22 protein-coding genes are annotated in these 25232 nt (G+C 45.7%); 10 read left to right on the plus strand and 12 right to left on the minus strand.

The window, feature by feature from the left end; all coding sequences use genetic code 11:
* Window positions 1–271: 271 nt before the first annotated feature.
* The 4 genes from nirB (at window position 272) to cobA (ending at window position 5152) form a co-directional block, all read left to right on the plus strand.
* A complete protein-coding gene (nirB, locus tag F7Y48_RS08925; RefSeq protein ID WP_316683635.1) occupies window positions 272–2836 on the plus strand; it encodes a nitrite reductase large subunit NirB in 2565 nt (854 codons plus the stop codon).
* Window positions 2837–2848: 12 nt separating this feature from the next.
* Window positions 2849–3172, plus strand: a complete 324-nt coding sequence (gene nirD / locus F7Y48_RS08930) for a nitrite reductase small subunit NirD (RefSeq protein ID WP_046875391.1) — start codon at window positions 2849–2851, stop codon at window positions 3170–3172.
* A 196-nt stretch (window positions 3173–3368) separates the two neighbouring features.
* A complete protein-coding gene (locus F7Y48_RS08935) occupies window positions 3369–4220 on the plus strand; it encodes a formate/nitrite transporter family protein (protein ID WP_316683636.1) in 852 nt (283 codons plus the stop codon).
* Window positions 4221–4393: 173 nt separating this feature from the next.
* Window positions 4394–5152, plus strand: a complete 759-nt coding sequence (gene cobA / locus F7Y48_RS08940; RefSeq protein WP_316683637.1) for a uroporphyrinogen-III C-methyltransferase — start codon at window positions 4394–4396, stop codon at window positions 5150–5152.
* Between the two features lie 13 nt (window positions 5153–5165).
* Here the strand turns inward: cobA and F7Y48_RS08945 are convergent, their stop codons facing one another.
* Entirely contained in the window at window positions 5166–5606 is a 441-nt protein-coding gene (locus F7Y48_RS08945; RefSeq protein ID WP_012842228.1) for a DUF4174 domain-containing protein, read from the minus strand.
* A gap of 117 nt (window positions 5607–5723) precedes the next feature.
* Here F7Y48_RS08945 and F7Y48_RS08950 point away from each other — a divergent pair, with 117 nt between their 5' ends.
* Window positions 5724–6212 (plus strand): NYN domain-containing protein, encoded by a 489-nt coding sequence (locus F7Y48_RS08950; protein WP_005394594.1) that lies wholly within the window; start codon window positions 5724–5726, stop codon window positions 6210–6212.
* A gap of 88 nt (window positions 6213–6300) precedes the next feature.
* Here F7Y48_RS08950 and F7Y48_RS08955 read toward each other — a convergent pair whose 3' ends face one another.
* On the minus strand, window positions 6301–7632 hold the full coding sequence (locus F7Y48_RS08955; protein WP_005394592.1) for an anaerobic C4-dicarboxylate transporter: 1332 nt from the start codon (window positions 7630–7632) through the stop codon (window positions 6301–6303).
* A 420-nt stretch (window positions 7633–8052) separates the two neighbouring features.
* Between F7Y48_RS08955 and F7Y48_RS08960 the strand changes: the two genes are divergently transcribed.
* Both F7Y48_RS08960 and F7Y48_RS08965 read left to right on the plus strand, forming a co-directional pair.
* Window positions 8053–8790: a siderophore ferric iron reductase gene (locus F7Y48_RS08960; RefSeq protein ID WP_316683638.1), complete on the plus strand. Its 738-nt coding sequence runs from the start codon at window positions 8053–8055 to the stop codon at window positions 8788–8790.
* An 89-nt stretch (window positions 8791–8879) separates the two neighbouring features.
* Window positions 8880–11051 (plus strand): TonB-dependent receptor, encoded by a 2172-nt coding sequence (locus F7Y48_RS08965; RefSeq protein ID WP_316683639.1) that lies wholly within the window; start codon window positions 8880–8882, stop codon window positions 11049–11051.
* A 49-nt stretch (window positions 11052–11100) separates the two neighbouring features.
* Here the strand turns inward: F7Y48_RS08965 and F7Y48_RS08970 are convergent, their stop codons facing one another.
* On the minus strand, window positions 11101–11292 hold the full coding sequence (locus F7Y48_RS08970) for a DUF2986 domain-containing protein (RefSeq protein ID WP_012842232.1): 192 nt from the start codon (window positions 11290–11292) through the stop codon (window positions 11101–11103).
* A gap of 136 nt (window positions 11293–11428) precedes the next feature.
* Here F7Y48_RS08970 and F7Y48_RS08975 point away from each other — a divergent pair, with 136 nt between their 5' ends.
* Both F7Y48_RS08975 and F7Y48_RS08980 read left to right on the plus strand, forming a co-directional pair.
* Window positions 11429–11938 carry a GNAT family N-acetyltransferase gene (locus F7Y48_RS08975; protein WP_053808379.1) on the plus strand — a complete coding sequence of 170 codons (510 nt, stop codon included), beginning with the start codon at window positions 11429–11431 and terminating at the stop codon, window positions 11936–11938.
* 13 nt (window positions 11939–11951) lie between these two features.
* A complete protein-coding gene (locus F7Y48_RS08980; protein WP_182036267.1) occupies window positions 11952–12341 on the plus strand; it encodes a nitrous oxide-stimulated promoter family protein in 390 nt (129 codons plus the stop codon).
* A 48-nt stretch (window positions 12342–12389) separates the two neighbouring features.
* On the opposite strand, the gene F7Y48_RS08985 is transcribed toward F7Y48_RS08980, so the two are convergent.
* Window positions 12390–13550 carry an MFS transporter gene (locus tag F7Y48_RS08985; protein WP_316683640.1) on the minus strand — a complete coding sequence of 387 codons (1161 nt, stop codon included), beginning with the start codon at window positions 13548–13550 and terminating at the stop codon, window positions 12390–12392.
* 176 nt (window positions 13551–13726) lie between these two features.
* Window positions 13727–14161 carry a thioredoxin TrxC gene (gene trxC / locus F7Y48_RS08990; RefSeq protein ID WP_256955906.1) on the minus strand — a complete coding sequence of 145 codons (435 nt, stop codon included), beginning with the start codon at window positions 14159–14161 and terminating at the stop codon, window positions 13727–13729.
* A gap of 162 nt (window positions 14162–14323) precedes the next feature.
* On the opposite strand from trxC, the gene F7Y48_RS08995 reads away from it, so the two are divergent.
* Entirely contained in the window at window positions 14324–15418 is a 1095-nt protein-coding gene (locus F7Y48_RS08995) for a ketoacyl-ACP synthase III (protein ID WP_316683641.1), read from the plus strand.
* An 86-nt stretch (window positions 15419–15504) separates the two neighbouring features.
* On the opposite strand, the gene F7Y48_RS09000 is transcribed toward F7Y48_RS08995, so the two are convergent.
* The 7 genes from F7Y48_RS09000 to uhpA form a co-directional block, all read right to left on the minus strand.
* Complete coding sequence (locus F7Y48_RS09000) at window positions 15505–16830, minus strand: DUF1501 domain-containing protein (RefSeq protein ID WP_193448239.1); 1326 nt, start codon at window positions 16828–16830, stop codon at window positions 15505–15507.
* Between the two features lie 9 nt (window positions 16831–16839).
* Complete coding sequence (locus F7Y48_RS09005) at window positions 16840–18408, minus strand: DUF1800 domain-containing protein (RefSeq protein ID WP_316683642.1); 1569 nt, start codon at window positions 18406–18408, stop codon at window positions 16840–16842.
* Between the two features lie 406 nt (window positions 18409–18814).
* Window positions 18815–20077: a hydroxymethylglutaryl-CoA reductase gene (locus tag F7Y48_RS09010; RefSeq protein WP_316683643.1), complete on the minus strand. Its 1263-nt coding sequence runs from the start codon at window positions 20075–20077 to the stop codon at window positions 18815–18817.
* A gap of 264 nt (window positions 20078–20341) precedes the next feature.
* Window positions 20342–21577: a mannose-6-phosphate isomerase, class I gene (gene manA / locus F7Y48_RS09015; RefSeq protein WP_316683644.1), complete on the minus strand. Its 1236-nt coding sequence runs from the start codon at window positions 21575–21577 to the stop codon at window positions 20342–20344.
* Between the two features lie 124 nt (window positions 21578–21701).
* Window positions 21702–23045, minus strand: coding sequence for an MFS transporter (locus tag F7Y48_RS09020; protein WP_316683645.1), 1344 nt, complete (start codon window positions 23043–23045; stop codon window positions 21702–21704).
* 6 nt (window positions 23046–23051) lie between these two features.
* On the minus strand, window positions 23052–24554 hold the full coding sequence (gene uhpB, locus F7Y48_RS09025; protein WP_316683646.1) for a signal transduction histidine-protein kinase/phosphatase UhpB: 1503 nt from the start codon (window positions 24552–24554) through the stop codon (window positions 23052–23054).
* On the minus strand, window positions 24554–25162 hold the full coding sequence (uhpA, locus tag F7Y48_RS09030; RefSeq protein WP_046875403.1) for a transcriptional regulator UhpA: 609 nt from the start codon (window positions 25160–25162) through the stop codon (window positions 24554–24556). The genes uhpB and uhpA overlap by 1 nt, the downstream gene beginning before the upstream one ends.
* Window positions 25163–25232: the final 70 nt, after the last annotated feature.

Raw genomic sequence — 25232 nt, forward strand, 5'->3', positions numbered from 1 at the left:
TATCGTTAGCGTGGTTTAACTCGACAATCATTGCCATTCTGTAAAAGCCAAAACTGTATAGCCCTTTGTGAGCATGACTGCGGTTATCTCATTTTGTAAAAACTACCAACATCCGTTAATAAATTACCTTTTACTCTTCAATATCAAGATAAAAACGTTCATCTACCCCTTTGGGGTAGTTTGAAATTGTAATTGATTTACATCATGTATTAATTTTCTTTCACAATTAACAATGAGCTCAGTGATAAGAACCTAACCCTTAGGAATTATAATGAGCAAGTTGAAGCTAGTAGTCATCGGTAACGGTATGGTAGGGCACCGTTATATTGAAGACTTAGTCGAGAAAGCTGATATCTCTAATATGGAGATTACCGTTTTCTGTGAAGAACCTCGTGTCGCATACGACCGTGTGCACCTTTCCTCTTACTTTTCTCACCACACTGCAGATGAACTTTCTTTAGTGAAAGAAGGCTTCTACGAGAAACACGGCATCAATATGTTGATCGGTGAACGTGCGATTAACATTAACCGTGAAAACCGCATTGTTTACTCAAGCACTGGCCGTGAAGTTCAATACGACAAGCTGATTCTTGCTACAGGCTCATTCCCATTTGTCCCGCCTATCAAAGGCCACGAAAGCAAAGACTGTTTTGTTTACCGCACGATCGAAGATCTAAAAGCGATTGAAGCGTGTGCGAAAAACAGCAAATCAGGCGTGGTTATCGGTGGTGGTCTTCTAGGTCTTGAAGCGGCAGGCGCACTAAAAGCATTGGGTGTAGAAACACACGTTGTTGAGTTCGCACCAAAGCTGATGGCTGAGCAACTTGACCTTGCTGGTGGTAACCAACTTCGTCAAAAGATCGAGCGTATGGGCGTGAACGTTCACACCAGCAAAAACACGCTTGAGATTGCGGCAGAAGGCACAAACGCACGCAATGTTATGCGTTTTGCTGACGGCACTGAGCTAGAAACAGACTTCATCGTATTCTCTGCAGGTATTCGTCCACAAGACAAACTAGCTCGTCAAATGGAGCTAGAAGTTGGCCCTCGTGGTGGTGTTGCCATCAACGACCACTGCCAGACTTCTGATGAGAACATCTACGCGATTGGTGAATGTGCGTCTTGGAACGACATGTTCTACGGCCTTGTTGCTCCTGGCTACAAGATGGCGACGGTTGCCGTTGATCACCTACTAGGTAACACAGAAAGCAAATTCGAAGGCGCTGACATGTCTGCGAAGCTGAAACTTCTTGGTGTAAAAGTAGGTTCAATCGGTGACGCGAATGGTCGTACTGAAGGCTGTAAGAGCTACGTTTATCAAAACGAAGAGCAAGAAGTTTACAAACGTCTTATCGTTTCTGAAGACAACAAGAAACTGCTCGGTGCGGTATTGGTGGGTGATACATCTGACTACGGCGATCTGCTTCAATTGATGTTGAACGAAATCGACCTACCAGAGCATCCAGATGCCTTGATCCTTCCTGCACACGCAGGTGCTGAGAAACCAGCACTCGGTGCGGATGCACTACCAGAAAGCGCAGTGATCTGTTCATGTTTCGACGTAACCAAAGGCAAGATCGCTCAAGCGGTTGCTGATGGTCACCACACATTGGGTGACATCAAAGCAGTGACTGGCGCTGGCACAGGCTGTGGTGGTTGTATTCCTCTAGTCACTTCTGTTCTAAACGCAGAGCTTGCTAAATCTGGTATTGAAGTGAAGAACGACGTTTGTGAGCACTTTGCTTACTCACGCCAAGAGCTATTCCACTTAATCCGTATTGAAGAGATCAAAACGTTTGATGAGCTTCTGGAGAGATACGGTAAAGGTTACGGCTGTGAAGTATGTAAACCACTTGTGGGCTCTATTTTGGCGTCTTGCTGGGGTGAGCACATCCTTAAGCCACAACTGGTTAAGCTGCACGACACGAACGATAACTTCCTAGGTAACATCCAAAAAGACGGTACTTACTCTGTTATCCCACGTATGGCGGGTGGTGAAGTAACACCTCAAGCACTGGGTGCGCTAGCGAACGTTGCTGCAGAATACAACCTATACACCAAAGTAACCGGTGCTCAACGTATTGGTCTGTTTGGTGCTCAAAAAGACGATCTTCCAGAGATCTGGCGCAAGCTTATCGACGCTGGTTTCGAGACAGGTCAAGCGTACGCAAAAGCACTTCGTATGGCGAAGACATGTGTGGGCTCAACGTGGTGTCGTTACGGCGTTCAAGATTCTGTTGGTCTAGGTTCTTACATCGAGAACCGTTACAAAGGCATTCGTACACCTCATAAGATGAAGTTCGGTGTTTCTGGCTGTACTCGTGAGTGTGCGGAAGCACAAGGTAAAGACCTTGGCATCATCGCGACTGACGCAGGCTGGAACATGTACGTATGTGGTAACGGTGGTATGAAACCTCGTCACGCAGACCTACTAGCCAGCGACCTAGATAAAGAAACGCTAATCAAGTATATCGACCGCTTCATGATGTTCTACATCCGTACTGCTGCACCACTGCAACGTACATCGGTTTGGATGGAAAACATGGAAGGTGGCGTTGACTACCTACGCGAAGTGATTGTTGAAGACAAACTTGGCATTAACGCTCAACTAGAAGCAGACATAGCGAAGCTTGTAGACGAGTACGAATGTGAGTGGACTGCAACCATCAATGACGAATCACAACTGACTCGTTTCGCACACTTCATCAACTCTGAGAAGCGCGATGACAATGTTGTGTTTGTTCAAGAGCGCGAACAGCATCGTCCAGCGACCTTCACGGAGAAACATCCTGAAGCGAAAGGCGACATCCTACACGTAGCGATCACTGAAGCATAAGGGAGGTTGAACATGTCATTTGAAAAGATTTGCCAAATCAACGACATCGTACCGGGCACTGGCGTTTGTGCACTGGTTGATGGTCAGCAAGTTGCGGTATTCCGCCCAACACAAGCAGAAGAAGTGCTGGCGATCAGCAACACAGACCCGTTCTTCCAATCAAACGTGCTTTCTCGCGGTTTGATTTGTGAGCACCAAGGCGAACTTTGGGTAGCAAGCCCACTTAAAAAGCAACGCTTTAACCTGACAACAGGTGCGTGCATGGAAGACGAGCGTTTTAACGTGAAAGCGTACAAAACGCGCGTAACCAACGGTGAAGTAGAAATTTCTGCATAAGCTTGGTTTGCATTCCCTCCTCCTTAAGGGGAGGGAATGCACCGAGTACTTAGATTCAATAGACAAAGGCTTTCCAAGCGTCATCTTGGGGGAACAGGGAAGCGAGATGATGTCGACAGCAGTGGGTGTCAACGGGAAGCCTTTCTCTATTCAATCTTTAACTTTTTAACTTTCAATTTTGAATAAGGACACATTCATGTCTACAGACTTTAAACCTGCTGAATTCGTGCAAACCATGATCAACGTGGGTGAAGCGAAAATTAATACCAGCACACGAGATCTTCTGCTTCGCGGCACGATGGCAGGCGTTATTCTGTCTCTTGCAGTGGTGGTTGCTATTACCGCAATTGTACAAACGGGCGTCGGCCTTGTGGGGGCGCTTGTTTTCCCTGTGGGCTTTGTGATTCTCAGTGTGATGGGTTACGACCTTGTCACTGGTGTTTTTGGTCTTGCTCCTTTGGCTAAGTTTGCTAACCGTCCGGGCATCACTTGGGGTCGTATTTTCCGTTGCTGGGGATTGGTAGGTTTGGGTAACCTGATTGGTTCTCTAATAGTGGCTTACCTAGTGGCTATCTCTCTAACCGGTAACTTCTCTCTAGAATTGAACGCGGTAGCGAAGAAGTTTGTCGCTGTATCGACTGCCCGTAGCCTTGGTTTCGAAAACATGGGTATGGACGGATGGATCACGTGTTTTGTACGCGCTATCTTCTGTAACCTAATGGTGTGCCTGGGCGTGATCGGCAACATGACGGCACGTTCAGTATCTGGTCGTGTAGCGATGATGTGGTTCCCAATCTTCATCTTCTTCGCACTCGTATTTGAGCACACCGTGGTAAACATGTTCCTATTCCCACTGGGTATGATTCTAGGTGCGGATTTTGGTATCGCGACTTGGTTGAACTTCAACCTTATCCCAACCATCTTAGGTAACATCGTTGGTGGTCTTGTAATGACTTGTCTGCCACTGTACCTAACTCATGCGAAAACAGCGCCTTCTATCAACGTAGTTGAAGAAGAAGTAAAAGCAGAGCCTGCAATCGCAAAATAAACTGCTTTTATCTGGCCCTACCTATGGAAGGTAGGGCTACTCAACTCATTTAACTTTCAATAGATATTGTATTGATTTAGCTATAAAAAGTAATAACTCCTTGGGGTAGTTTAAACCTTAAGTTAATAACGTGAGTGTTACTCTTTATATCCAAATTTCCGATAGGCGTTGATATGACTACTGCGAACTCATCTTTAAACAGCGGCTTTGTTTCTTTAGTTGGTGCAGGTCCGGGCGATCCAGACTTGCTGACGGTCAAAGGTTTGAAAGCCATTCAAGCGGCTGAAGTTGTGGTGTATGACCGATTGGTATCTAAAGAGATTCTAGAGTTAGCACACGTATCCGCCGAGATGATTTATGTCGGGAAAAAGCTCGATTTTCACTGCGTACCACAAGACCAGATCAATCAAATTTTGGTGGAAAAAGCACAAGAAGGTAAACGCGTTGTGCGCCTAAAAGGTGGTGATTCTTTCATCTTTGGACGCGGCGGTGAAGAGTTAGAAGAGCTTGTAGAATATGGCATCAAATACGAAGTGGTGCCGGGGATCACCGCGGCGGCGGGCGCGACGGCTTACGCAGGTGTTCCATTAACGCACCGTGACCACGCGCAAAGCGTTCAATTTATTACAGGTCACGTGCAAAAAGACGGTCGCGAAATTGAGTGGCATTCGTTAGCGCAATCTAACAACACACTTGTGTTCTACATGGGTTTGAAGCAAAGCGGTCACATCATGGATAACCTGATCACTCATGGATTAGATCCAGAGATGTCATGCGCCATTATTGAAAATGGTACGCGTCCAGAGCAGCGCGTGTTCCAAGGAAAACTGAACGAACTTTCTGAAATGGCTGAGAAGGCGATCAGTCCAGCGTTGATCGTCGTTGGCAGCGTGACTCAGTTGCACAACAAACTAGACTGGTTTAGAAAATAAGTTCGTCTAATGGTTAGATTTTGCAGGGGCTATGACGTCTCTGCATTTCTTGCTTACGCATTGGCATTTGATCAATCAAATTGTTGATAAATGGCCAATCTGTTTCTGCGCCCCATCGGTATTTCTCTTGACCATCTTTACCCAGTAAAATTGCGGTATGTGAGCCTTTTTCAATTTCATACAGCTTGGCAAGCATTTTCAAATCAAACTCTTCTTTGAGCCAAGCTGGAGACGTATAGCCTTGTTCTGTAATGACTAATGTGACCACATCTCTGTCTTCCAACTCGCACTCATTCATGAGTGTTTCTAGTAAGAATTGTTTAACGTATTCATCGTTTTCTGGAGCGAAGTAAAGCACACTCCGATGCGGCCAGTACTTTGAATGTGCTGGATAACCGAATGCTGTCGATGACAAGATACAAGAAAGTAGTATCACTAGTAACTTTCCGCCCATGACAGTTCCCCTAGAAACCCAAATACCGTTTATACGTTAAGTTTAGTGGAATTGGCTCATTGTGCTTTTACCAAAACTGACTTAGGGTAGGCAGCAAATAAATCAAGCGTAGAAAAGATGAATTCGGAAAGAAAACAAAAGATCGCCATTTTGGTTGATGTACAGAATGTGTATTACACCTGTCGCGAAGCGTATCGCAGTAATTTTGATTACAACCAGTTTTGGTATGTTGCGACGCAAGGGAAAGAGGTGGTGAGTGCTCGTGCTTATGCCATCGCGAGTAACGATCCAAAACAGCGTCAGTTTCATCACATTTTACGCGGTGTTGGGTTCGAGGTAATGCTTAAACCCTATATTCAGCGTCGTGACGGCAGCTCGAAAGGCGACTGGGATGTCGGTATTACTCTTGATGCGATTGAAATTGCCCCTGAAGTTGAGGAAGTGATTCTCGTTTCTGGAGATGGGGACTTTAGTCTGTTAGTGGAACGAATTCAGCAGCGCTTCAATAAAACGGTGACCGTTTATGGTGTGCCTAAGCTAACATCCCAAACTCTGATTGATTGTGCAGATAACTTTGTCGCGATTGATGATGACTTCTTACTGTAATAACTAACGTGACAAAGAAAAGGCGAGTCATTCAGGCTGTACGCTAACGTACAATGACTCGCCTCTAATTTATTGTTGATTTGGCTAATTATGAAGGAATGATCATTTGTCCTAACAAGTAGCCCAGACAGCAAGCACCAATCACACCAATCAAACCTACCGACATAAATGAGTGGTTGAAGTACCACTTACCAATCTTAGTGGTACCTGACGTATCGAAGTTCACTGTCGCGATGTCTGAAGGGTAGTTCGGAATAAAGAAGTAACCGTATACCGCAGGCATTAGGCCGATAAGCAGTGCAGGATCTAGACCCAAGCCAAGACCAACAGGTAGCATCATACGAGCCGTTGCTGCTTGAGAGTTCACCACAACCGATACAATGAACAACGCAAGCGCGAACGTCCAAGGGTAGTTGGTTACCATCTCAACGATGCCAGATTTGAACTGAGGCATTGCGTATTGGAAGTAAGTATCTGACATCCAAGCGATACCGAAGATAGCAATGGCAGCCACCATACCTGATTTGAATACTACGCCGTTTGGTACGTCACGTGGGTCAGTTTTGGTTGCAAGCAAAATGATACCGCCGAAGCAGAGCATCATCATTTGAATCACAACGGCCATGCTGATTGGTTTCGCGCCATCCACGATGGTACGAATGTCCGGCCACATCGCGATAACGACGATAACCAAGATAGACGCGATGAACAGCAACACAGAGTTACGAGCACTTGTTGGTAGCACTTCATCAAGAGACGTTGCAGTGGTGTTGAGGATCTTTTCACGCCACACCGGATCTTTTAAACGCTCTTGGTATTCTTCATCGTCTTCCAGTTCTTTACCGCGTTTTAGGCTGTAAAGTGACATCAGCAAGGTACCGAATAGCGTCGCTGGAACAGTAACGAGCAAAATAGAAAGCAGAGTGATCTCGTGCTGAATATCAGAGAGTTGTGCCAAGTAGTAAACGACTGCCGCTGAAATTGGAGAGGCCGTAATCGCGATTTGCGAAGCGACGGAAGCGGCTGCCATTGGACGTTCCGGACGAATGCCGTTTTTCAGTGCAACGTCGCCAATGATTGGCATGATGGAGTAAACCGCGTGACCTGTGCCGAGCAAGAAGGTCATAAAGTAAGTAACAAAAGGAGCGATGAGGGTGACGCGTTTTGGGTTCTTACGAAGCACACGTTCGGCAACTTGCAGCATGTATTTCAAACCACCAGCCGCTTCAAGAATGGATGCACATGTTACCACTGCCAAGATTATCAACATAACGGTGACAGGAGGGGAGGTTGGCGGCATCTTAAAGATGAAGACTTCAATCACCAAACCAATACCAGATACGACCCCAAGGCCTATACCACCATAACGTGAGCCGATATACAGCATCACGAGCAAAAATAGAAACTCAAGATACAACATGTGGATTTCCTTATTCAAAACAGGGGGCTATATAGCCAAATTACTTAATTACATTGTCCCGATATTCAGAAAGAAAATACTTCATGTTGTTCACACTCCTTTGGATAAGAAACAGCAATATTCAATTATTGGCAATAACTCACGCTAAACAGGGAAACTGTTAACACAGTTTTATCAGGGTGTTTTTATGCTGTGTATTTTTGCGATCATGTCAGTGCTAAATGCGAAGAGGTTTAAGAGTTTGTTGCTATTCATCGCATACGTAAGCAGACCTTACGGGCGCAAAGAGCGTGAAAATAGAGACAGAGACCACAGATGAGAATAGGCTTTTGTTATGTGAACACAAAAGATAATAGTTTGCATTGCGATTAGTGCTTGGGTATAAAGGTGTCAGAATGACTACACCAACAATAAACCATCATGTCTGAGCAATTTTTCCCGCAACTATTTCAAACTTCGAGTGAGATTACGCCTTACCTGCACGGTGATATTGGCGAAATAGGGCAAGAAGTTATTCATATCGAAAATGATATCAATCCGATCATTCAAGGCCTTTACCAACAGTTGTCTGAGGCTCATCCGGAAGCGGGGAAAGCGTATTGGTTGACGAGAACGTGGGATTTGTTGTGTTGGCAGCCTGTTTATGTTGCGTTCATTTCTATCTACGGTTTCCACACGTTGCCAAACATTCGTGAGATGGCGCAGCACCTCAAGCCTTGTTTTGTGTCTGGATATCGATTCGCTGACGAAACACATATACATGGTAAGCCAGAAGAATTAATAAAAGAGGCCGGACGTCAAATTCGAGAGTTGTTCGATTTCTACCAACAAGAAATGAGTCAATGGACGCGCATTCGCCCAGGCTTCACTTATCAATTGATGTCGGATGGGATCATGGCTTGTTTGATTCGTCTTCAACAGCGTTTTCCGCAAATGACCAACACAACATTACGTGAGCATGCCATCTTGTGGTTACAGGCATTGGGTTTAGATGCCAACAATAGTCATTCACTTTATGAGACATCACTGGATCAGCCGCTAAAATTGGTCAGAAAAAGCTGTTGTTTAGTCTATAAGTGTGAAGGCAGAAAGCTTTGTGAAGATTGTCCTCGTTTAGAAAAAAATCGACAGCTTATGAGCAAGCATAATCCTAATTAACATTTGTTTAACTTATGTAACAGTGCTCGATTTGAGAGTGAGAATAAGTATCATTGCATGCTCTTGTTGACAACAAAAAGATAAATACAATGATAAAAAGGACGTTTTCTCTTAATCTCATCGTACTTGCGATGAGCAGTGGATACGCAGTTAGCTCAATAGCTGCGGAAGAACTTCAACAAACATCAACACCAAGTGATGAACAAATGGTGGTCGTGGGCAGTGTGATGCCGAAGTCGATCTCTGATATTCCAGGAACGGTTTGGTTTGTAGGGCAAGAGGAAATTGCTCAGCAATATCGCGCGGGCAAGACACTTGGTGACATTCTTTCTGCGACCATTCCTTCGTTAGACGTTGGTACGGGTGGTCGAACTAACTACGGCCAGAACCTGCGTGGCAGAGCGATGTTGGTGATGATTGATGGTGTCTCACTGCAGTCTTCTCGCCCGATTAGTCGTCAGCTTGATGCGATTGACCCATTCAACATCGAGCGAATTGAAGTACTATCTGGTGCAACCTCCATTTATGGTGCTGGCGCTACAGGTGGTGTTATTAACATTATCACCAAGAAAGCTTACTCGGATGACTTATCGTTTGAATCGTATGTCAGTGGCACTACAGGTTTTAATAGCAGCGATGACTTTGATTACAAACTAGCTCAGTCTATCTCAGGTGGGAATGAGCGAATTGCCGCTAGGGGTTCGGTTGTGTACACCGAGACACAAGGTGCATTTGACGCAAATGGCGACATTGTCACCCCAGATATTTCCCAAGGTTCTCTGCAATACAACTCGACGCTTGATGTGATGGGATCGACAGAGATTCAAATCTCCGATGCCAGCAAGTTAAACCTTGTCGCACAATACTATGACAGCCAGCAAGATTCGCCATACGGCTTGTACATTGTTAACAATAAATTTGTTGATGTACGAGAGGGATTCGATTCCGATCGTGAACACGGTACAGAGCGAGTTCTCTTAAGTGCGAACTACGCTCACGACAGCGTATTCGGTCATCAACTGATTGGCGAGTTATCTTACCGAAGTGAAGACCAAACATTTACTCCTTATTATCAAGGTGCTTCTCAGCAAAAAACAGAGGTTTTTGCTGGACGTTTGGCACTGGCAAAAAACTGGGAATCATTCAACCTTGTTTATGGTGTTGATGCGTATTTAGACCGTTTTGAGAGCAATCAAGCTCTGTTCGATCCAAGCATTGCAAACAACTCTGGAAACTTGATTAATAAAACGTACGCCGAAGTTGGTCGTTACCCAGGTGTAGATGTAACGTCTTACGCAATGTTTGTTCAAGGTGACTATCAAATTAATCAAGATTGGTCCGTTCAAGCAGGCTACCGCTATCAATACATGGACAACAAGATTGATGACTTTGTTGCCTATAGCGTACAAAAGAAGATTGCCTCGGGTAAGGGGGTGTCAGCGGATGCGGTACCAGGTGGCAGCACCGACTACTCTGTAAGTCTGTTTAATTTGGGCACCATTTATCAGCTTAATGATGAATCTCAACTTTGGGCAAACTTCTCTCAAGGTTTCGAACTTGCTGACCCTGCGAAGTACTATGGTCAAGGCAGTTATGATGCTGTGGATGCAAACGGGCACTATGCGTTGAACAACAGCATTAATGTATCTGACTCAAAAATGTCAGGTATTAAAACGGACAGCTATGAGATCGGTTACCGTCTTGATACCAACTCTCTTGCGCTTCAGGCGGCAGGCTACTACTCGCTTTCCGACAACTCCATCAAGTATGATAGAAAAACGTTGTTGATTACGAATGTTGACGACGAGCAGCGTGTTTACGGTGCAGAAGCAAACATCAATTACTGGGTGACCCGCGATATCCTGTTAGGGGCATCAGGACACTACGTAGTTTCTGAGCTGAAAACCGATGGTAAATGGGAGGATGTGAGCGCAGGTAAAGCCAGTACGTCTAAGGCTAATGCATGGGCTGCATACTACCAAGATTCGTACTCAATTCGTCTACAAAGTCAGACGATGTTTGATTACGAAGATGACGCCAACAATAAGTTGGAGGGCTACACCACGTTTGATCTTCTGGGTAATGTAACACTACCTGTTGGGCAGTTAGGCTTTGGTATTCAAAACCTATTTGACGAAGACTACACAACCGCTTGGGCACAACGTGCGCAGATTCTCTATGCAGCACACTACGATGCAGCAGCGTACGACTACAAAGGAAGAGGTCGCACATTCACACTGAACTACAGTGTTGAATACTAAAGCTAACTCTCTTCGAGTATCAAAAAAGCCGCATAAAGCGGCTTTTCTTTTAGGCTTGATCTGTCGGCACTGTGTCTACAACATTTTCCGTGCTTTCCGAGGCTTGGTTTTGCTCTTCAGCTTCCATTTTTGCACGTTCAGCTTTGGAGATATAACGCGGCTTATTGCTCTTATGTAGCTTAGCGTTATGCTTCTTCTGCTTCGCTTTTAAGATCTGATTGATTTTCTTCTTGCGGTTCATGGTGGTGGTCCTTTAATTTAGCGGGGCAGGATAGTTATTTTTTTATCAAGTTACAACTAAATAAGCCCTTACGTCGGTCGCAAGATTCAAGTACGTTTCTATGTCCAATCATCTCTCGCGTTTTAATGGAGTCCAAATGAAAACACTGATCACTGAACGTTTGATATTACGTCTTGTGAGTGTAGATGATGCACCATTCATATTAGAACTTTATAACCACCCAGACTTTTACCGTTTTGTCGGAGATAAACAAATTCGTACTGAATATGAAGCGGCGCGTTATATAAAAGAAAACATGCTACGCATGCAAAAAGTTAAAGGCGTGAGTTTACTCGTAGTAGAGAAAAAGGACGATGGACAGCCGATCGGTATTTGTGGGCTAGTTAAGCGTGACACATTGCAACACTACGATCTCGGGTATGGTTTTTTACCTTCTGCTTATGGTTGCGGCTACGGAGTCGAGTCGGCAACCGCGGTGCTGGAATATGCTCGAGGGGAAATGAAACTCGATAAGTTGGCTGCCATCACCAACAATGACAATATTCGTAGTATAAGTTTGCTTAAAAAACTGGGCTTTGAGTTTGAACGAGTTGAGCAGCAATACGATAATGGTCGAACGTTAGAACTTTACACAATGACGTTGTGATTTTTGGAAGCTCATGAGCGATATTTTACTTGGCAAGCTCGCCACTGAATTTAAGACGGTAAAAGCCATGGTAGAGGTTTACTGTCACGATCACCATGGAACAAAAAGTGACTTGTGCTCAGAATGTCGTGAGCTGCTTGAATACGCAGAAGTTCGTCTTGACCGTTGTCCTTACGGAGAGAATAAACCTACGTGTAACAAGTGTCCGATTCACTGTTATAAACCGGACCCGAAAGAGCAAATGCGTTTGGTCATGCGTTACTCTGGCCCCAGAATGCTACTGAAACATCCCATCTTGGCGGTTCGTCATTTACTTCATGAAAAGCGCACGGTACCGGAAAAACCTGCAGCGAACGCGTCAAACCGTCATAAACGTTTATCTAAACAAAAAAGCGAAGAATAAAAAACGAGGGCGACATGCCCTCGTTTTCGTTGAGTAGAAGTTGCATGGTTAGAGGCCAGCGGCCATACGCTGCTTAGTTTTGCTCGCTGCAAGTAGCATGTATACGCCTGTTGCAACCAAAGCGGCAAACAAGTAGCCTAGTAAGCCATGTTCTTGGCCCATAAATTTATCAGCCACAACCGGGCCAGCAACAGAGCCAATGCTGTAGCTGAACAGCATGACTTGTGTGGCAGAGACAATAAAGCGCTCATCAAGTCCTTTGCAACCTAAGTTGATCGCAATTGGGTACAAGGCAAAAGTAGCTGCACCTAAAAAGAATAATGCAGCAGCTAATACCACGGCTGACGATGAAATAAAGGTCAAACCGATCGAAAAAATACCCAAAATACAGAAGAACGCCATTAGCACTGTGCGGCTCATGTATTTGTTCAATGTGGTCACCATTGGTTGAACCAACATGCCACCTAGGATCACTAGTGCCATCAATGTACCAATGTCTTGATGGTTGATTTTACGGTTAGTTAGCTCAACAGGCATTAATCCGTATATCGCGCCTAAGGTCAAACCTGATACAACACAACCAATAATTGCAGCATGGTTTAGCTTGGCAATTTGCTTAAATGACAAAGCGGTTGATTCATGGCTGTTTGGTTGTTCACACTCAATAAACATCAGCACCAACATCGCCATTAGGATCAGCGTTGTGATTGCAATGAACGGAACACCGCCACTTACGCCAAGTACACCAATGCCAAATTGGCCTAATGCAGAACCGCCATAAAGCGATAGCATGTACAAGCTCAAACGTTTTGCACGTGATGCTTCGTCGCCAGACATTAGCCAAGATTCAACAATGACAAAAACGCCCGCAACGGCAATACCTGCGATAAAACGAGCAGCAAGCCACACTAACCCATTAGCAAAAACGGGTAGCGTGACAATCGTTAGCGAGAATGCCGCTAAGCAGCCAATAAACGCTTTACGGTGACCCACTTGACGCACGACACGTTCAATAAACATCGCGCCGACCAATAAGCCGCCATAAAAAACACTCGCCAACCAACTCGCATAATCTGCTGAGATATTGTATTCACCGAGCATGAGAGGGATCAAGCTCATTAAATAGCCCGAAGCCACCGCATAAAGAGACAGTGCGACGACTGGAACTGTAACTCGTGGTGATGCTGCAGGAACGACTGTGTTTTCCACTGTTTTGCGCCTATAAGTTAAATGAAATCTATGGGTTATTCGGCGCGAATATGAGGCTAATAGTTAGGCAAGTAAAATGATTAATTTAAGTCGTTTCGACAAATAATATTTGTTAAATAGATAGGTCGATAAGTTGCATAAAAACGCCAACCTACCAGTAAGATTGGCGTGGAGAATTACTTATTAAGTGCTTGATTTAACCATTGATCAAACTGACTTTTAGGTAGCGCACCATTGATCATATCAACGCGTTGACCGTTCTTGAAAACCATGATGGTAGGAATGCTTCGAATGCCAAATTGTGCAGCGAGCGCTTGTTGTGCTTCTGTATCAATCTTTACAAAACGAGCCGTTCCTGCTTGTTCATGAGCGACATCCGAGAAAACAGGGGCAAAACCGACGCACGGATTACACCAAGGGGCCCAAAAGTCGACGACAACAGGCGTATCACTTTGTAATAGAGCAGAAAAGTTATCTTGCGTTCCTTCGATAGGCGTGCCATCAAAAAGTGCACTTTTACATTTACCGCAAGTTGCAGACTCTGCAACACGCTCATTGGGGACACGATTCAGACCGCCGCATGAAGGGCAGCGAGTTTTAAACGATGACATGACTTCTTCCTTTATTACGTATTGATGAAAACATGACTTACCAGTCAGCCTCATTATTTGTATACTTATTTTTTAACCTGCCGAAATAACGCAGAGCAGGTTTGTATTTGAGCCTAAGGTTCTAAGAAATTTTATTAAAATACAACAATAAATAGGTCTGCGATGACAAATTACTACGCTGAAATTACAGGTTGGGGGAAATGTGTTCCTCCTGCCGTGCTCTCTAACGATGATCTTAGCACTTTCCTTGATACTTCAGATGAGTGGATTCGTACCCGCACAGGGATCGAAAACCGCCGTATTAGCCATGTAAATACTTCAGACATGGCAACCGTTGCTGCCAAACACGCATTGGCGCGCGCGGGCGTTGACGCAAGCGACGTTGATTTAATCATTGTGGCGACTTGTTCTCCGGATTCACTTATTCCAAACATCGCATCTAAAATACAGCAGAACTTGGGCATTCGTTCTGCGGCGGCCTTTGATTTAAATGCCGCATGTACGGGATTTGTCTACGGCCTTGAAACGGGCACACGTTTGATTCAATCAGGTAACTATCGCAACGCGATCATTATTGGCGCGGAAAGATTGTCTTTCTACATCGATTGGGCCATGCGAGATACCGCTGTTCTATTTGGTGATGGCGCGGGCGCCGTTGTGTTATCAAGAACAGAAAAAGAAACGGGTCTACTGCAATCTCAAATTGGTTGTGACGCTAAAGGTCGCGATATTCTATCCGTGCCAAAGTTTGGTACTTGTATGGACCGTTTTGCGGAAGACAACGGTTACTGGGATTTCAACTTCGTAGGACAAGAGATCTTCAAACGTGCGGTAAAAGGCATGGGGCTAGCTGCGAAAACCGTGCTTAAAGCATCACAGTTAACTACCGGCCAAATCGACGTTGTTATTCCTCATCAAGCGAATATTCGTATTATTCAAACCCTATGTGACCTATCTGGGATCCCACACGACAAAGCGTTTGTGAACATCCAAAACTACGGCAATACTTCTGCAGCGACGGTGCCAATTGCATTGTGTGAAGCGGTAGAGCAAGGCCGAGTTAACCCAGGTGATAACATGCTTCTTGCTGCATTTGGTGCAGGTTTGACATGGGGTGCGGCAGTATTGAAATGGGGTGACCGCGTAACGCCAATTGGTGAAAGTGATGCGGCGCTGCCTGAATGTGAACAATCCGCGCTAGAATTGCTTGAGCGTGCCATTAAGCTGTGTAACGAGCGCCGTCGCGACGAAGCGTAACGGACACTCAGCGGAAATGATATTGAAAAGGGAGCGTAAATGCTCCCTTTTTCATGACAAGTTAATTAAGAGCTCATTAAAGCAGCTTAAGCCATAAAGCCAAGGTTTGAATTAGCGAAGTTGCGGATATTCGGGAACACGTATTCCAATGCCGCGTTATCACTCACGCCCATCCATTGCGCGAGGGTTGAGCCCACTTGATCAGCTGCAATTTGGGGTATGAGTCGACCTTGAGAATAGTCATCGTTTCCACCCAATACTAGTTCAGGCCATGTGCCGATAGGTCGCTGACCATTAACCGCGCCCCCAATCAATAGTTGATGACCACCCCAACCGTGATCGGTGCCGTTACCGTTGCTTGTCATCCGTCGACCAAAGTCAGACATTGTAAAAGAGGTGACTTGCTTGTTTAGCCCCAACCGCGCAATCGCACGATACATTGCTAAGAGGTTAGTTGCTAGATCTTCGAGTAGTACGGGGTGTCGAACTAATTGAGAATCGTGTAGGTCGTAGCCAGAGTGTTTAACGAAGAAGACTTGTCGTTGTTGCTTTAACACATCTTGGCTTGCGATCAATTTATAGACGGTTTGCATCTGCTTGCCGAGTGTTGATGAGGTGAACAGCGGCGCGTCATCAATATGATTGAGTTGCTCGCTTAGCACACGGCTCATCATCATCGACTCATCAACCATCAAATTAAAGTGACCACTAAACGGATTCTCTGTTTGATGAGAAAGCAGTTGATCATAGATCCCCTTGTATAGTGGGTTATCAATCGCGGTAAGCTGAACCGCACGGTCTTTTTTCAGCACGGTTTGGCGGTGTTCCATCGCGCGTAACCAAAGCGAGTTCCCGTGCACACTGTATAGCGGGGTTATTTCTGATTCAGAAGTTAATACGTCCAACATTCTTCCTGCCCAACCCAAGTTGCTAGATTCTTGCATACCACCAAGTAACCAAGCGTCAGTTTGTGAATTGTGGGAAAACAGTTGCTCGGGAAGTGACGCTTCACCTAGCTCAATCGCTTGTTTTGTAACGGGATGGTTGAGAATGCCGCTATTGAGCACGATATTGGCATCGCCTTGTTCGAAAATTGAAGACAGCGCCTTTAGTTTGGGGTGTAAGCCAAGTTCTACCAGATTATCCGAGCTATCGGCGGTACGCAAATTGATAGGGAGTATGTCGTCTTTGGCGACAGAAAGAGCCCCTCTGACTTTGGCATATTGGTTATAGTGCGCGTCAGACAACGGCAGTACAGTGTTGAACGCATCGTTTCCACCTGCTAAATAGACACATATTAATGCTCGAAAGTCATTGGATGGCGCCGCGAGAGAATAACCCGGTAGACCAAGCGAAGCTAAAGCGCCCATCGATGCAGTGCTTTTTATAAAATGTCGTCTTGAAATATCCATAATCCACTCCTAATCCTGAATATAGAATTCATCGCCGGAAATGGCGGTAAAAATCACCAAGGCGAGCTTTGTTGTTGGCACATAGTCCTCACGATATTCATCTAACACGGTGAGCATGAGTTTTTTTAATTCCGCCGAGGCCGTTCCTGCAAAGAAGCGTTCGTTAACCAGCTCGACTAAGGCATCGTGATCATCCAAAAGAAGATAAAACTCGCCGAGATCGAGAGTGTAGGAATCACCGCCGCCTCTGCGAGTGCTGGTCAACATATAGTTGACCAAATCGGTATAAACGGACCAGTTCAGTAGCTCATACTCAGGAGAGCTAATACCAGACTCCGTAAACTCGTTAGATGGTTGGTAGTCAGGAGAGTAAAAATTAAATACGGAAGGAGAACGAAGAGGTCCTTGATTGGCGATATTCATCATCGTAGTGGCGTCTTCGTAACGTGTAGATTTGATTGTAAAACCCGCTGCTCGATGAAAATTAGTTAGGACCAGTATTGGCTCTTTCACTTTTATTGGCGGGGTATCTGTCATGCCTAGAGCCTCAGAATCGAGCAAGATGGCATGAATGACCGCGTTTAAATCTCCTTTTTCTCCTTTGCCATTGTTATTGAATACCGAAGCAACACGTGCGATGTACTCCGGACTTGGATTCGAAGTTACAAAACGTTGGATAAGTAGCTTAGAAACAAACGGCGCCATGTTTGGATGAGACATCAAAATATCGATCACTTTTGAAAGCTCTTCTTGCGCAGTTAAACCAGCAGGAATTGTGTTACCAAGCAATCGTTTCTCGCCACCATCGTGTCGGTGGCTGATGACTCGCATCGGTTCAACAAACGCTAAATCGGCATTTTTCCACCCAGTTAATGCTCGAGCGAGTTCTTGAATATCCGTTTGGGTATATGTGGGGATAGGCTTACCCGTTTTACGATCAAGCTTTTTACTGCCATCGATATTCAGTTCATACAAGCCTAGGGTGAATAACTGCATCAACTCTCGAGCGAAGTTCTCATCAGGTAATGCACCCGTCGTGTTGTTCTCTTTTGCGCTACCGAGCATGGACAAATAGCTGCCCATAACAGGATGAATGGAAACGTCATATAATAAATCTCGGTAGTTGCCAAAAGCGTTAGCAATCAATACATCATAGTAGTCGACTAGACCTGTGGGCTTACTGGAAAGAACACCGCCATAGCGAGAGACCACTAAGATCTGGCTTAATGCATACGCCATGCGCTGTCTGAGTTGATCATCAGCAGTAATAACAATTTGATACCAAGCGTTTTCGCGATTGGATTGTGCGCCTTTGGAAAAAGGTGTCCGATAGAGCGGTTGATGATAGGTGGCAGGAAGGTAGATTTGTTGAGATATCCAACTTTCCATCCCGACTTCTTCTACCTCATCAATTAATGTTGGTGTTGGCCCAAAAGTGCTCTGATAGAGGAAACGCGCAACGGTTTGATCGGAGGGCGTTAGTTCCATTTCTGCTGGTACTGAAGGGACGTAACTTAGTAATACGATAATCAACCCTAGTACCCAACAAGAGATTTCATACTGTTTCTGACGTCTCATAGTTAACTCGCTTACCCGAGGGAACGACTTAAATCCATTTAACGGGAGTGATTAAGCTCATTTGAGCTAAATAATAAATTTAGAAAAATCAAGCAGCTGCAGGAACGAGTATAGTCTCTATAAGTGACTAACAAAAAACTCAATCTATGAATTTGGTACTTTAGTGCTAGATGTTTTTGATATTTATTTAGGTAACGTACTGATATTTAATGTCGCGTGAGGATAGGGTCAAACAGTGATATAGCGAGGAATGTGTGGTGATACTGCAATAATGCGGTCAACGTGAGAGTGATGCAATTATTAAGTCTGCAATATAACTTAAACTAATTTATGAGCTAATAAATAAAGTTGTTTTATTGGCACAAGAGAAAACCGCATGGGTGTTCTCTTGTACAAAGTAAAAGGATTATTTTCTAGCAAGTTTATGGTGAGCCCGGGAGAAGTGATCGGCACAAAATGCGCCCACAATCGAGAGTTCGCCAGCCAGACAAAGCGCAGCTGCGACTTCGGCTAAGGCTTTCGCTTTGCCGTTGCCGTGCAAACCCAAAATATCCAAACATGCTTTTTGTGTTGGAAGACCAGTGCCCCCGCCAACCGTGCCAACAATGATGTTTGGCAAGGTAACACACGCATACAAGTTCCCTTGAGCGTCCACATCCATACGAGTGATACCAATGGCAGACTCTGCAACGCAAGCGGCATCTTGACCACAAGCAATGTACAGCGCGGCAAGGGCATTCGCGTAATGCGCGTTGACGCCAATCGTCCCGCTGAGTAAACCACCCACCGTGGTCATTTTGCCAAATTGAACCATAGACTCTGGCGTGGTATGCAGATATTTCTCCACCAACTCAGCAGGAATGGCCACTTCGGCGGATACTTTCTTACCGCGTACCGAGCGCAGCGTGTGCGCGTTTGGTTTTTTGTCGCCTGATAAGTTGCCATCCAAGAAGGCTTGCGTTGGTTTGATTGGGCTGGTCGCCAAAATATGATGGAACACTTCGTTTGTTGCGATGGTCACCATGTTTTGTCCGGAAGCGTCACCGGTCAAGTATTCAAAGACCAAATAAACGTGGTTTCCTTCGATATTTACATTGATGTCTTTGAGTTTGCCATGTGAGGTGGTGGATTCCGCTATTTGACGAAATGCGTCAAACTGGGTCACAACCCAACTGACGAACTGACCCGCATCGGCAAGGTTATTAAAGGCGAACACTGGCGTTCGGCTCACCCCTTCACTCAGCAACAATGCGCTCGCGCCACCAGCAGCGGTGATAAGATTTGCGCCACGGTTGTAGGAAGCGACTAACGCGGCTTCTGTCGTTGCGAGCGGAACCAAAAAGTCATCGTTCGCATACAAGCCGTTGACGCGCAAAGGGCCTGCGATGCCGACCGGCACATTGACAGTGCCAACGAAGTGCTCGATGTTGTTGGAGTATGCGTCGCAATGTGACTGTGTGAAAGGATCAAGAAGATGATCTTTATTGGTCACGTGTTCCAATACTTGCCAACGGCGCGCCAAATGCTTATCCGATAGGCCAGGGCTTAAGCAGAGACGTTTCTCTGGCTTGTGAAACTTCGGTTCTAATGCCGATTGAATCTTACTGCTGGTTTCGATATCTGAAAGGGCGGAGCTTTGAACAGGGTTATCTTGGTTTAACTTCGGCATACAAACGTTAACTGAAAAATCGAACCAGAGATTGTAGTGATTGAGGCTTTGATTACAACGTTGATTATACGTTTTGCAACAAATACCACTGTGTGAGCGCCTTTATTATCCAAGTAATTTGATATTGGAGCGGAGAATTTACCGGAAATAAATGGGTTTTGACAATGAGTGCCTTAAAAGCGGACTGGCTCAATCTATGAAAGGAATACATTGTCTAACCCAGTCCCTTGGGTCAGACGCTAGTTTGAATCAGTTGTTCAAAAACTAGTTGAAGGCGCGAGCCACACGTCCCGCACTTTGAATGCGATAATGACCAACGTAAGCCGGAACAAATACAGATTGTCCTTTCGCGGCGGTTAATGTCTCACCGTTATCACTGATGAGTGTCAGGTCGGCATCAATCGCCATCAAAATCTCTGCGCTGTTTGCCTCAACCACTTCATTGTTCGGTTGGTTAAGAATGCTGAAACTAAAGTCTGCCACTGGAACGGGGTAAAGGCTCTGGCAACCATTTGCATTGGGTTCAAGAACAAGGCTGTCAAAAGGCTTAGGCACAAAATCTGTGCATTTAACCAGTTCTTCAACATCCATATGCTTCGGCGTGAGTCCTGCACGCAAAACGTTATCTGAGTTCGCCATGATCTCTAATCCCGTACCTTTAATGTAAGCGTGTGGCGTTCTTGCGCTCAGGAACATCGCTTCGCCAGGTTGCAGCGTGATGACATTCAACAGCAATGGCGCAAACAAGCCGACATCGCCAGGGTATTGAGTGGATAGATCCAAGATGAGCTGGTAAACGTCGCTGTTAGTGCCTTGCTCCGAGTCAGTGCCTTGTTCCGATTGACGTGAAGCGTGGGTAAGAAGCTGTTTCAGTGCTCTTTCTTTCGTTTCGCCTTCCATGGTCAGAATGTGCACAAAGAAATCTCGCAAACCTTGTGAGTTGATTTCGCGTTTGAATGCATCTAATGGCGCGCGTAGCTCATCGATATCACAAAGGCTAAATGCCTCAATAATCTCGGCATACGAGCGAAAACCGTTCATGGCTTGGTAACTTGTCAATGCGTATACCAACTCAGGCTTGTGATTTGGATCCTTGTAGTTACGATGGCTCGCGTTTAGTGGGATGCCAGCACTTTGCTCTTTTTCGAAACCTATTTCAGCATCTTGTTTACTTGGGTGAACTTGAATCGACAGTGCGTGTTCGGCCGCTAAGATCTTAAACAGAAAGGGCAGGTCGCCAAATTTCGCTGCGGTTTCTGCTGATAAGTAAGCGGGTTGGTTTTGTTTGATCAGTTCAGACAAAGGCAGCGTGTTTTGCTCAATCTGAACTTCAGAGCAGCCGTTTGGGTGAGTCCCCATCCATACTTCTGCTTGAGGCTCATTCGTTTCGTTAGAAAAGCCAAACAAATCGTGAATAGAAGAGGTGCTTCCCCAAGCGTAGTTTTGGATTTTGTTGTTCATTTGAAAGAAGCTATGCGATGAAATAGTGTTCAAATTCATGAATTTTTCCCATAGTTAACCCTCCGAACTGAATCGGAAGAAAAATTGAGCAGAGATACGCTAAATAAGGATGGCGAGCGCGGTTAGGTCACTCGCCAATTTGCCCGAAGGGCGATAAGTCGATTTACAACCGAGGTTTTGGTTCTAGTGGTTTTCGTGATGGTTGTTGCGCTTGCAAAAATGGCAGCAACAAAAGGCCAATGACGGCTGCACAAACTGAAATGGTGATGAAGAAACCCGTCCAATGATATTCTTCAAGAATTAACGCCAGTGGATAGCCAGACAATGCTGCGCCCATGTAGGCGAACAAGCCCACGAATCCTGTTGCCGCGCCTGCAGAATCTTTGTGAGAGCACTCCGCCGCTGCCATACCGATCAGCATTTGTGGCCCAAAGACAAAGAAGCCGATGGAGAACAATCCCGCGGCTTGGAATGCAAAGTTGGTCAGGGGCATCAGCCAAAGCGCAGAGACAGATAAGAAAATCCCAATCGCGAACAGCAAGTTCATTGGCCCACGGTTACCGCCAAAGAGTTTGTCTGAGCCCCAACCCGCAACCAATGAACCAACAAAACCACCGATTTCAAACATCGACAGAGCAGCGTTGGCGTTAATCAGGCTATAGTGATGCTGCTCGGTTAAATACAGGTTTCCCCAGTCGTTGATTGCGGTTCGGACGATGTAAACCAACACATAACTGAACGCGAGCAGCCAGATGTATTTGTTGTTAAATACGTACGATTTCAGAATTTCTCGGTAGGTGAGGCCACGTCCGTAATTTTCTTGCGCAAGTTCTAGTGCGTCGTTGCGCCATTGTCCGACACTTGGTAAGCCCATTGTTGTGGGTTTGTCGCGCAATCGCCAACAAACGAATAGACCGAGCAATACCCCGATGATGCCGGGTAGAATAAAGCCTTCACGCCAGCTGTAGTGCAACGTTAAATAGCCCACCCAAATAGGGATCAGCGCGCCACCAACGTTGTGTGCGGTGTTCCAAATCGCCCATAAGAAGCCACGCTCGGAGCGTGAATACCAAGTGGTTAGCAGCTTGGAGCATGAAGGCCAGCCCCAGCCTTGGAACCACGCGTTTAAGATCCACAGAGTGATGAAAGCCGCGAGTGAGCTAGAAAAGCCGAACGCGATATTGACCAGACCTGTCGCAATCAAGCCTAGCCCCATGAAATAACGAGGGTTAGAGCGATCCGAAATCGTGCCAGAAATAAACTTCGAGCAGCCGTAGGTGATGTAGAAAAGCGTGCCTATAAGACCCAAATCGCCTTTGTCTAGGCCAAGATCGGTAATCATAGCTGGTGCGGCGTAGTTAAAGGTCTTACGGGTAAAGTAGAAACCTGCGTAGCCGATGTACATCCCCAACATAATGTGCAAACGCCAATGGCGGTAACGCTGGTCGATTTGCTCTTTGCTCAGACTCGGTTGAGTAAATTTAGGTGAACGTAAAAATCCAAACATCTTGAGTTACACCTTAGGTAAAGTAATGCTGATTTGTGTGCCAATAACTTGATCGCTGGTGGAGTAGATAACCATTTTTCCACCTAACGCGTGCACACGCTCTTGCATGCCGCGAACGCCCATGCCTTTCATGCTGTCCTGAACTTTGAAGCCGACACCATCATCGTTAATCATCAGTGAAACCGCAGCTTCTCCAATTGTCAGTTCAATATTGATCAACTGCGCTTCTGCGTACTTGGCTGCGTTATTTAATGACTCTTGGCATAAACGGAATAGGGTGACTTTGAGTGTGTCACTCAGTCTGGTGTAATCGCCTTGCCAGTTCAGTTGAACAGTTGTTCCGTGATTGGCGAACTCCATCTCTCGCGTTAGTTGCTCGACGGATTCTTTTAAGTCCAAATCATCCAGCATTTTTGGTCTTAGCTTGCTTAACAGTCGCTTAGTGGTGTCGTATACGTTGAGGGAAAGCCCTTCGATGGTGTCGGCGCAACCGACGCTTGTTTCTGCGTTATTTACCCGCTTGATTATGTTGGCTTGTGTGCGGATCGCCGTGATGTTCTGGCCGATTTCGTCATGTAGCTCGCGCGCAATATCGCGTCTTACGGACTCTTCCGCTTTGATAAGCTGGCGAGACAAATTCTGATTGCGTGCAAGTTCGCCGCGCAGTTTGTGATTGAGGTCTTTTTGTTTCTGAACCCCTAAGCCGAGCATAATGCCGGTGATGGTTTGTGCCGAGAGAGATAATAACAAATCGGTGATTTCTAGATTTGATACGCCGCTGCGAGCCGCAATCAGCGCAATGCTGTTGAGCATGGTGGCGAGTAGGGCACCTTGCCAGCCGTAACGCAGAGCAAGCACGATGATTGGAATCGCCATACAAAATGGCGCAAATCGTTTTAGCTCTTCAGGCAAACTGGTTTGCACCAAAATACTGCCGATCAAAAGCAGTGCATAAAGCACGATATGACGCACCTGAAATACAACGGCATTACTAAGTAGGAGAGAGCTAAGCGGAGACCAACGACTTTGGAACAAATAACTCCATAACAAGTAGCACATAGGCACCACGAGCAAGCCTCCAGAAATGCTAGCCAGCCACACCATGTAAACCGAAGGAACGTGAAAACCAACGGCCATCACATTAATAAACGCGCTAATGATAATGACAACGCTCATCACGGCTAAATGGCGGTTTTGGTCTCCGTAGTAGTATTTTTTCGCAATCAGAGTGACCGGGATACTGGCAATGCTCGCAATCAGCACGGTAAGCCACTGCGGTTGACCCAGTAACATCGCAAGTGCGATGGAAAGCCCCCACTCAGAAAGGTAAATAGTCGGCCAATAAGCGGTGCGAGTGTGCAGGGCGACACCTAATCTTAAAGCGAAAGGAAACAATAAGATCGCCAGCTCGGGATCATTGACAAAGTAATAGGAAATCACCCATAAGCAGAACCAGGCGCAAGCCATAACAAAAAGTCCGCAAATGGTGGTAATAGCATAAGCTCGCATTAAAAGGACTCTTGAGAAAATAGTTTGGCGAGCTCAACGTTGTTTTTCACGCCGAGTTTGTCGATGGCATTTGCACGATGAACATGCACGGTCTTGTGGCTCAAGCCAAGCTCTGCCGCGACTGACTTTACATCCAACCCGGTCGCAAGTAGCTGACAGACCTCGTTTTCACGTTTTGTCAGTTGGCATAGAGAGGTGGTGTTGTCGCTAGGCGTTGCAAGTTTAAGTGCAATATCTGATGTGAGGTAACAGCCGCCAGAAGCACTGGTTCTCACGGCTTGAATAAGTTCGTCTGGGCTACAGCGTTTACTAAGATAGCCTTTTGCACCTAGCTTTAGTGATTTTTCCACCATCGCAGGGGAGTCATGCACGCTAAGCATCACGCAGGCAATGCCAGTTGGTATTTCGCTGAGAAAGTTTAAGCCGCTTTCATCTGGCATGGAAATATCTAGGATGACGACGTGAGGGTGTACCGCAGGCAAGCCTGTGCGTGCTTCGGCGACAGAGCCGAATTCACCAACAACGGTAATATCACTTTCTAAATTTAATAATTGTGCGAAACCTGAACGCACGATGACGTGATCATCAACTAAAGCAACATGAATCATTATTACAACCAAATAGAGCAGACGACTAACAACAATAAGCTCCAACAGGAGCCAATAGAAAAATCTTTAA

The sequence above is a fragment of the Vibrio sp. 2-1-2a genome (genome assembly GCF_032648565.1).
Taxonomy (GTDB): Bacteria; Pseudomonadota; Gammaproteobacteria; order Enterobacterales; family Vibrionaceae; genus Vibrio; species Vibrio diabolicus.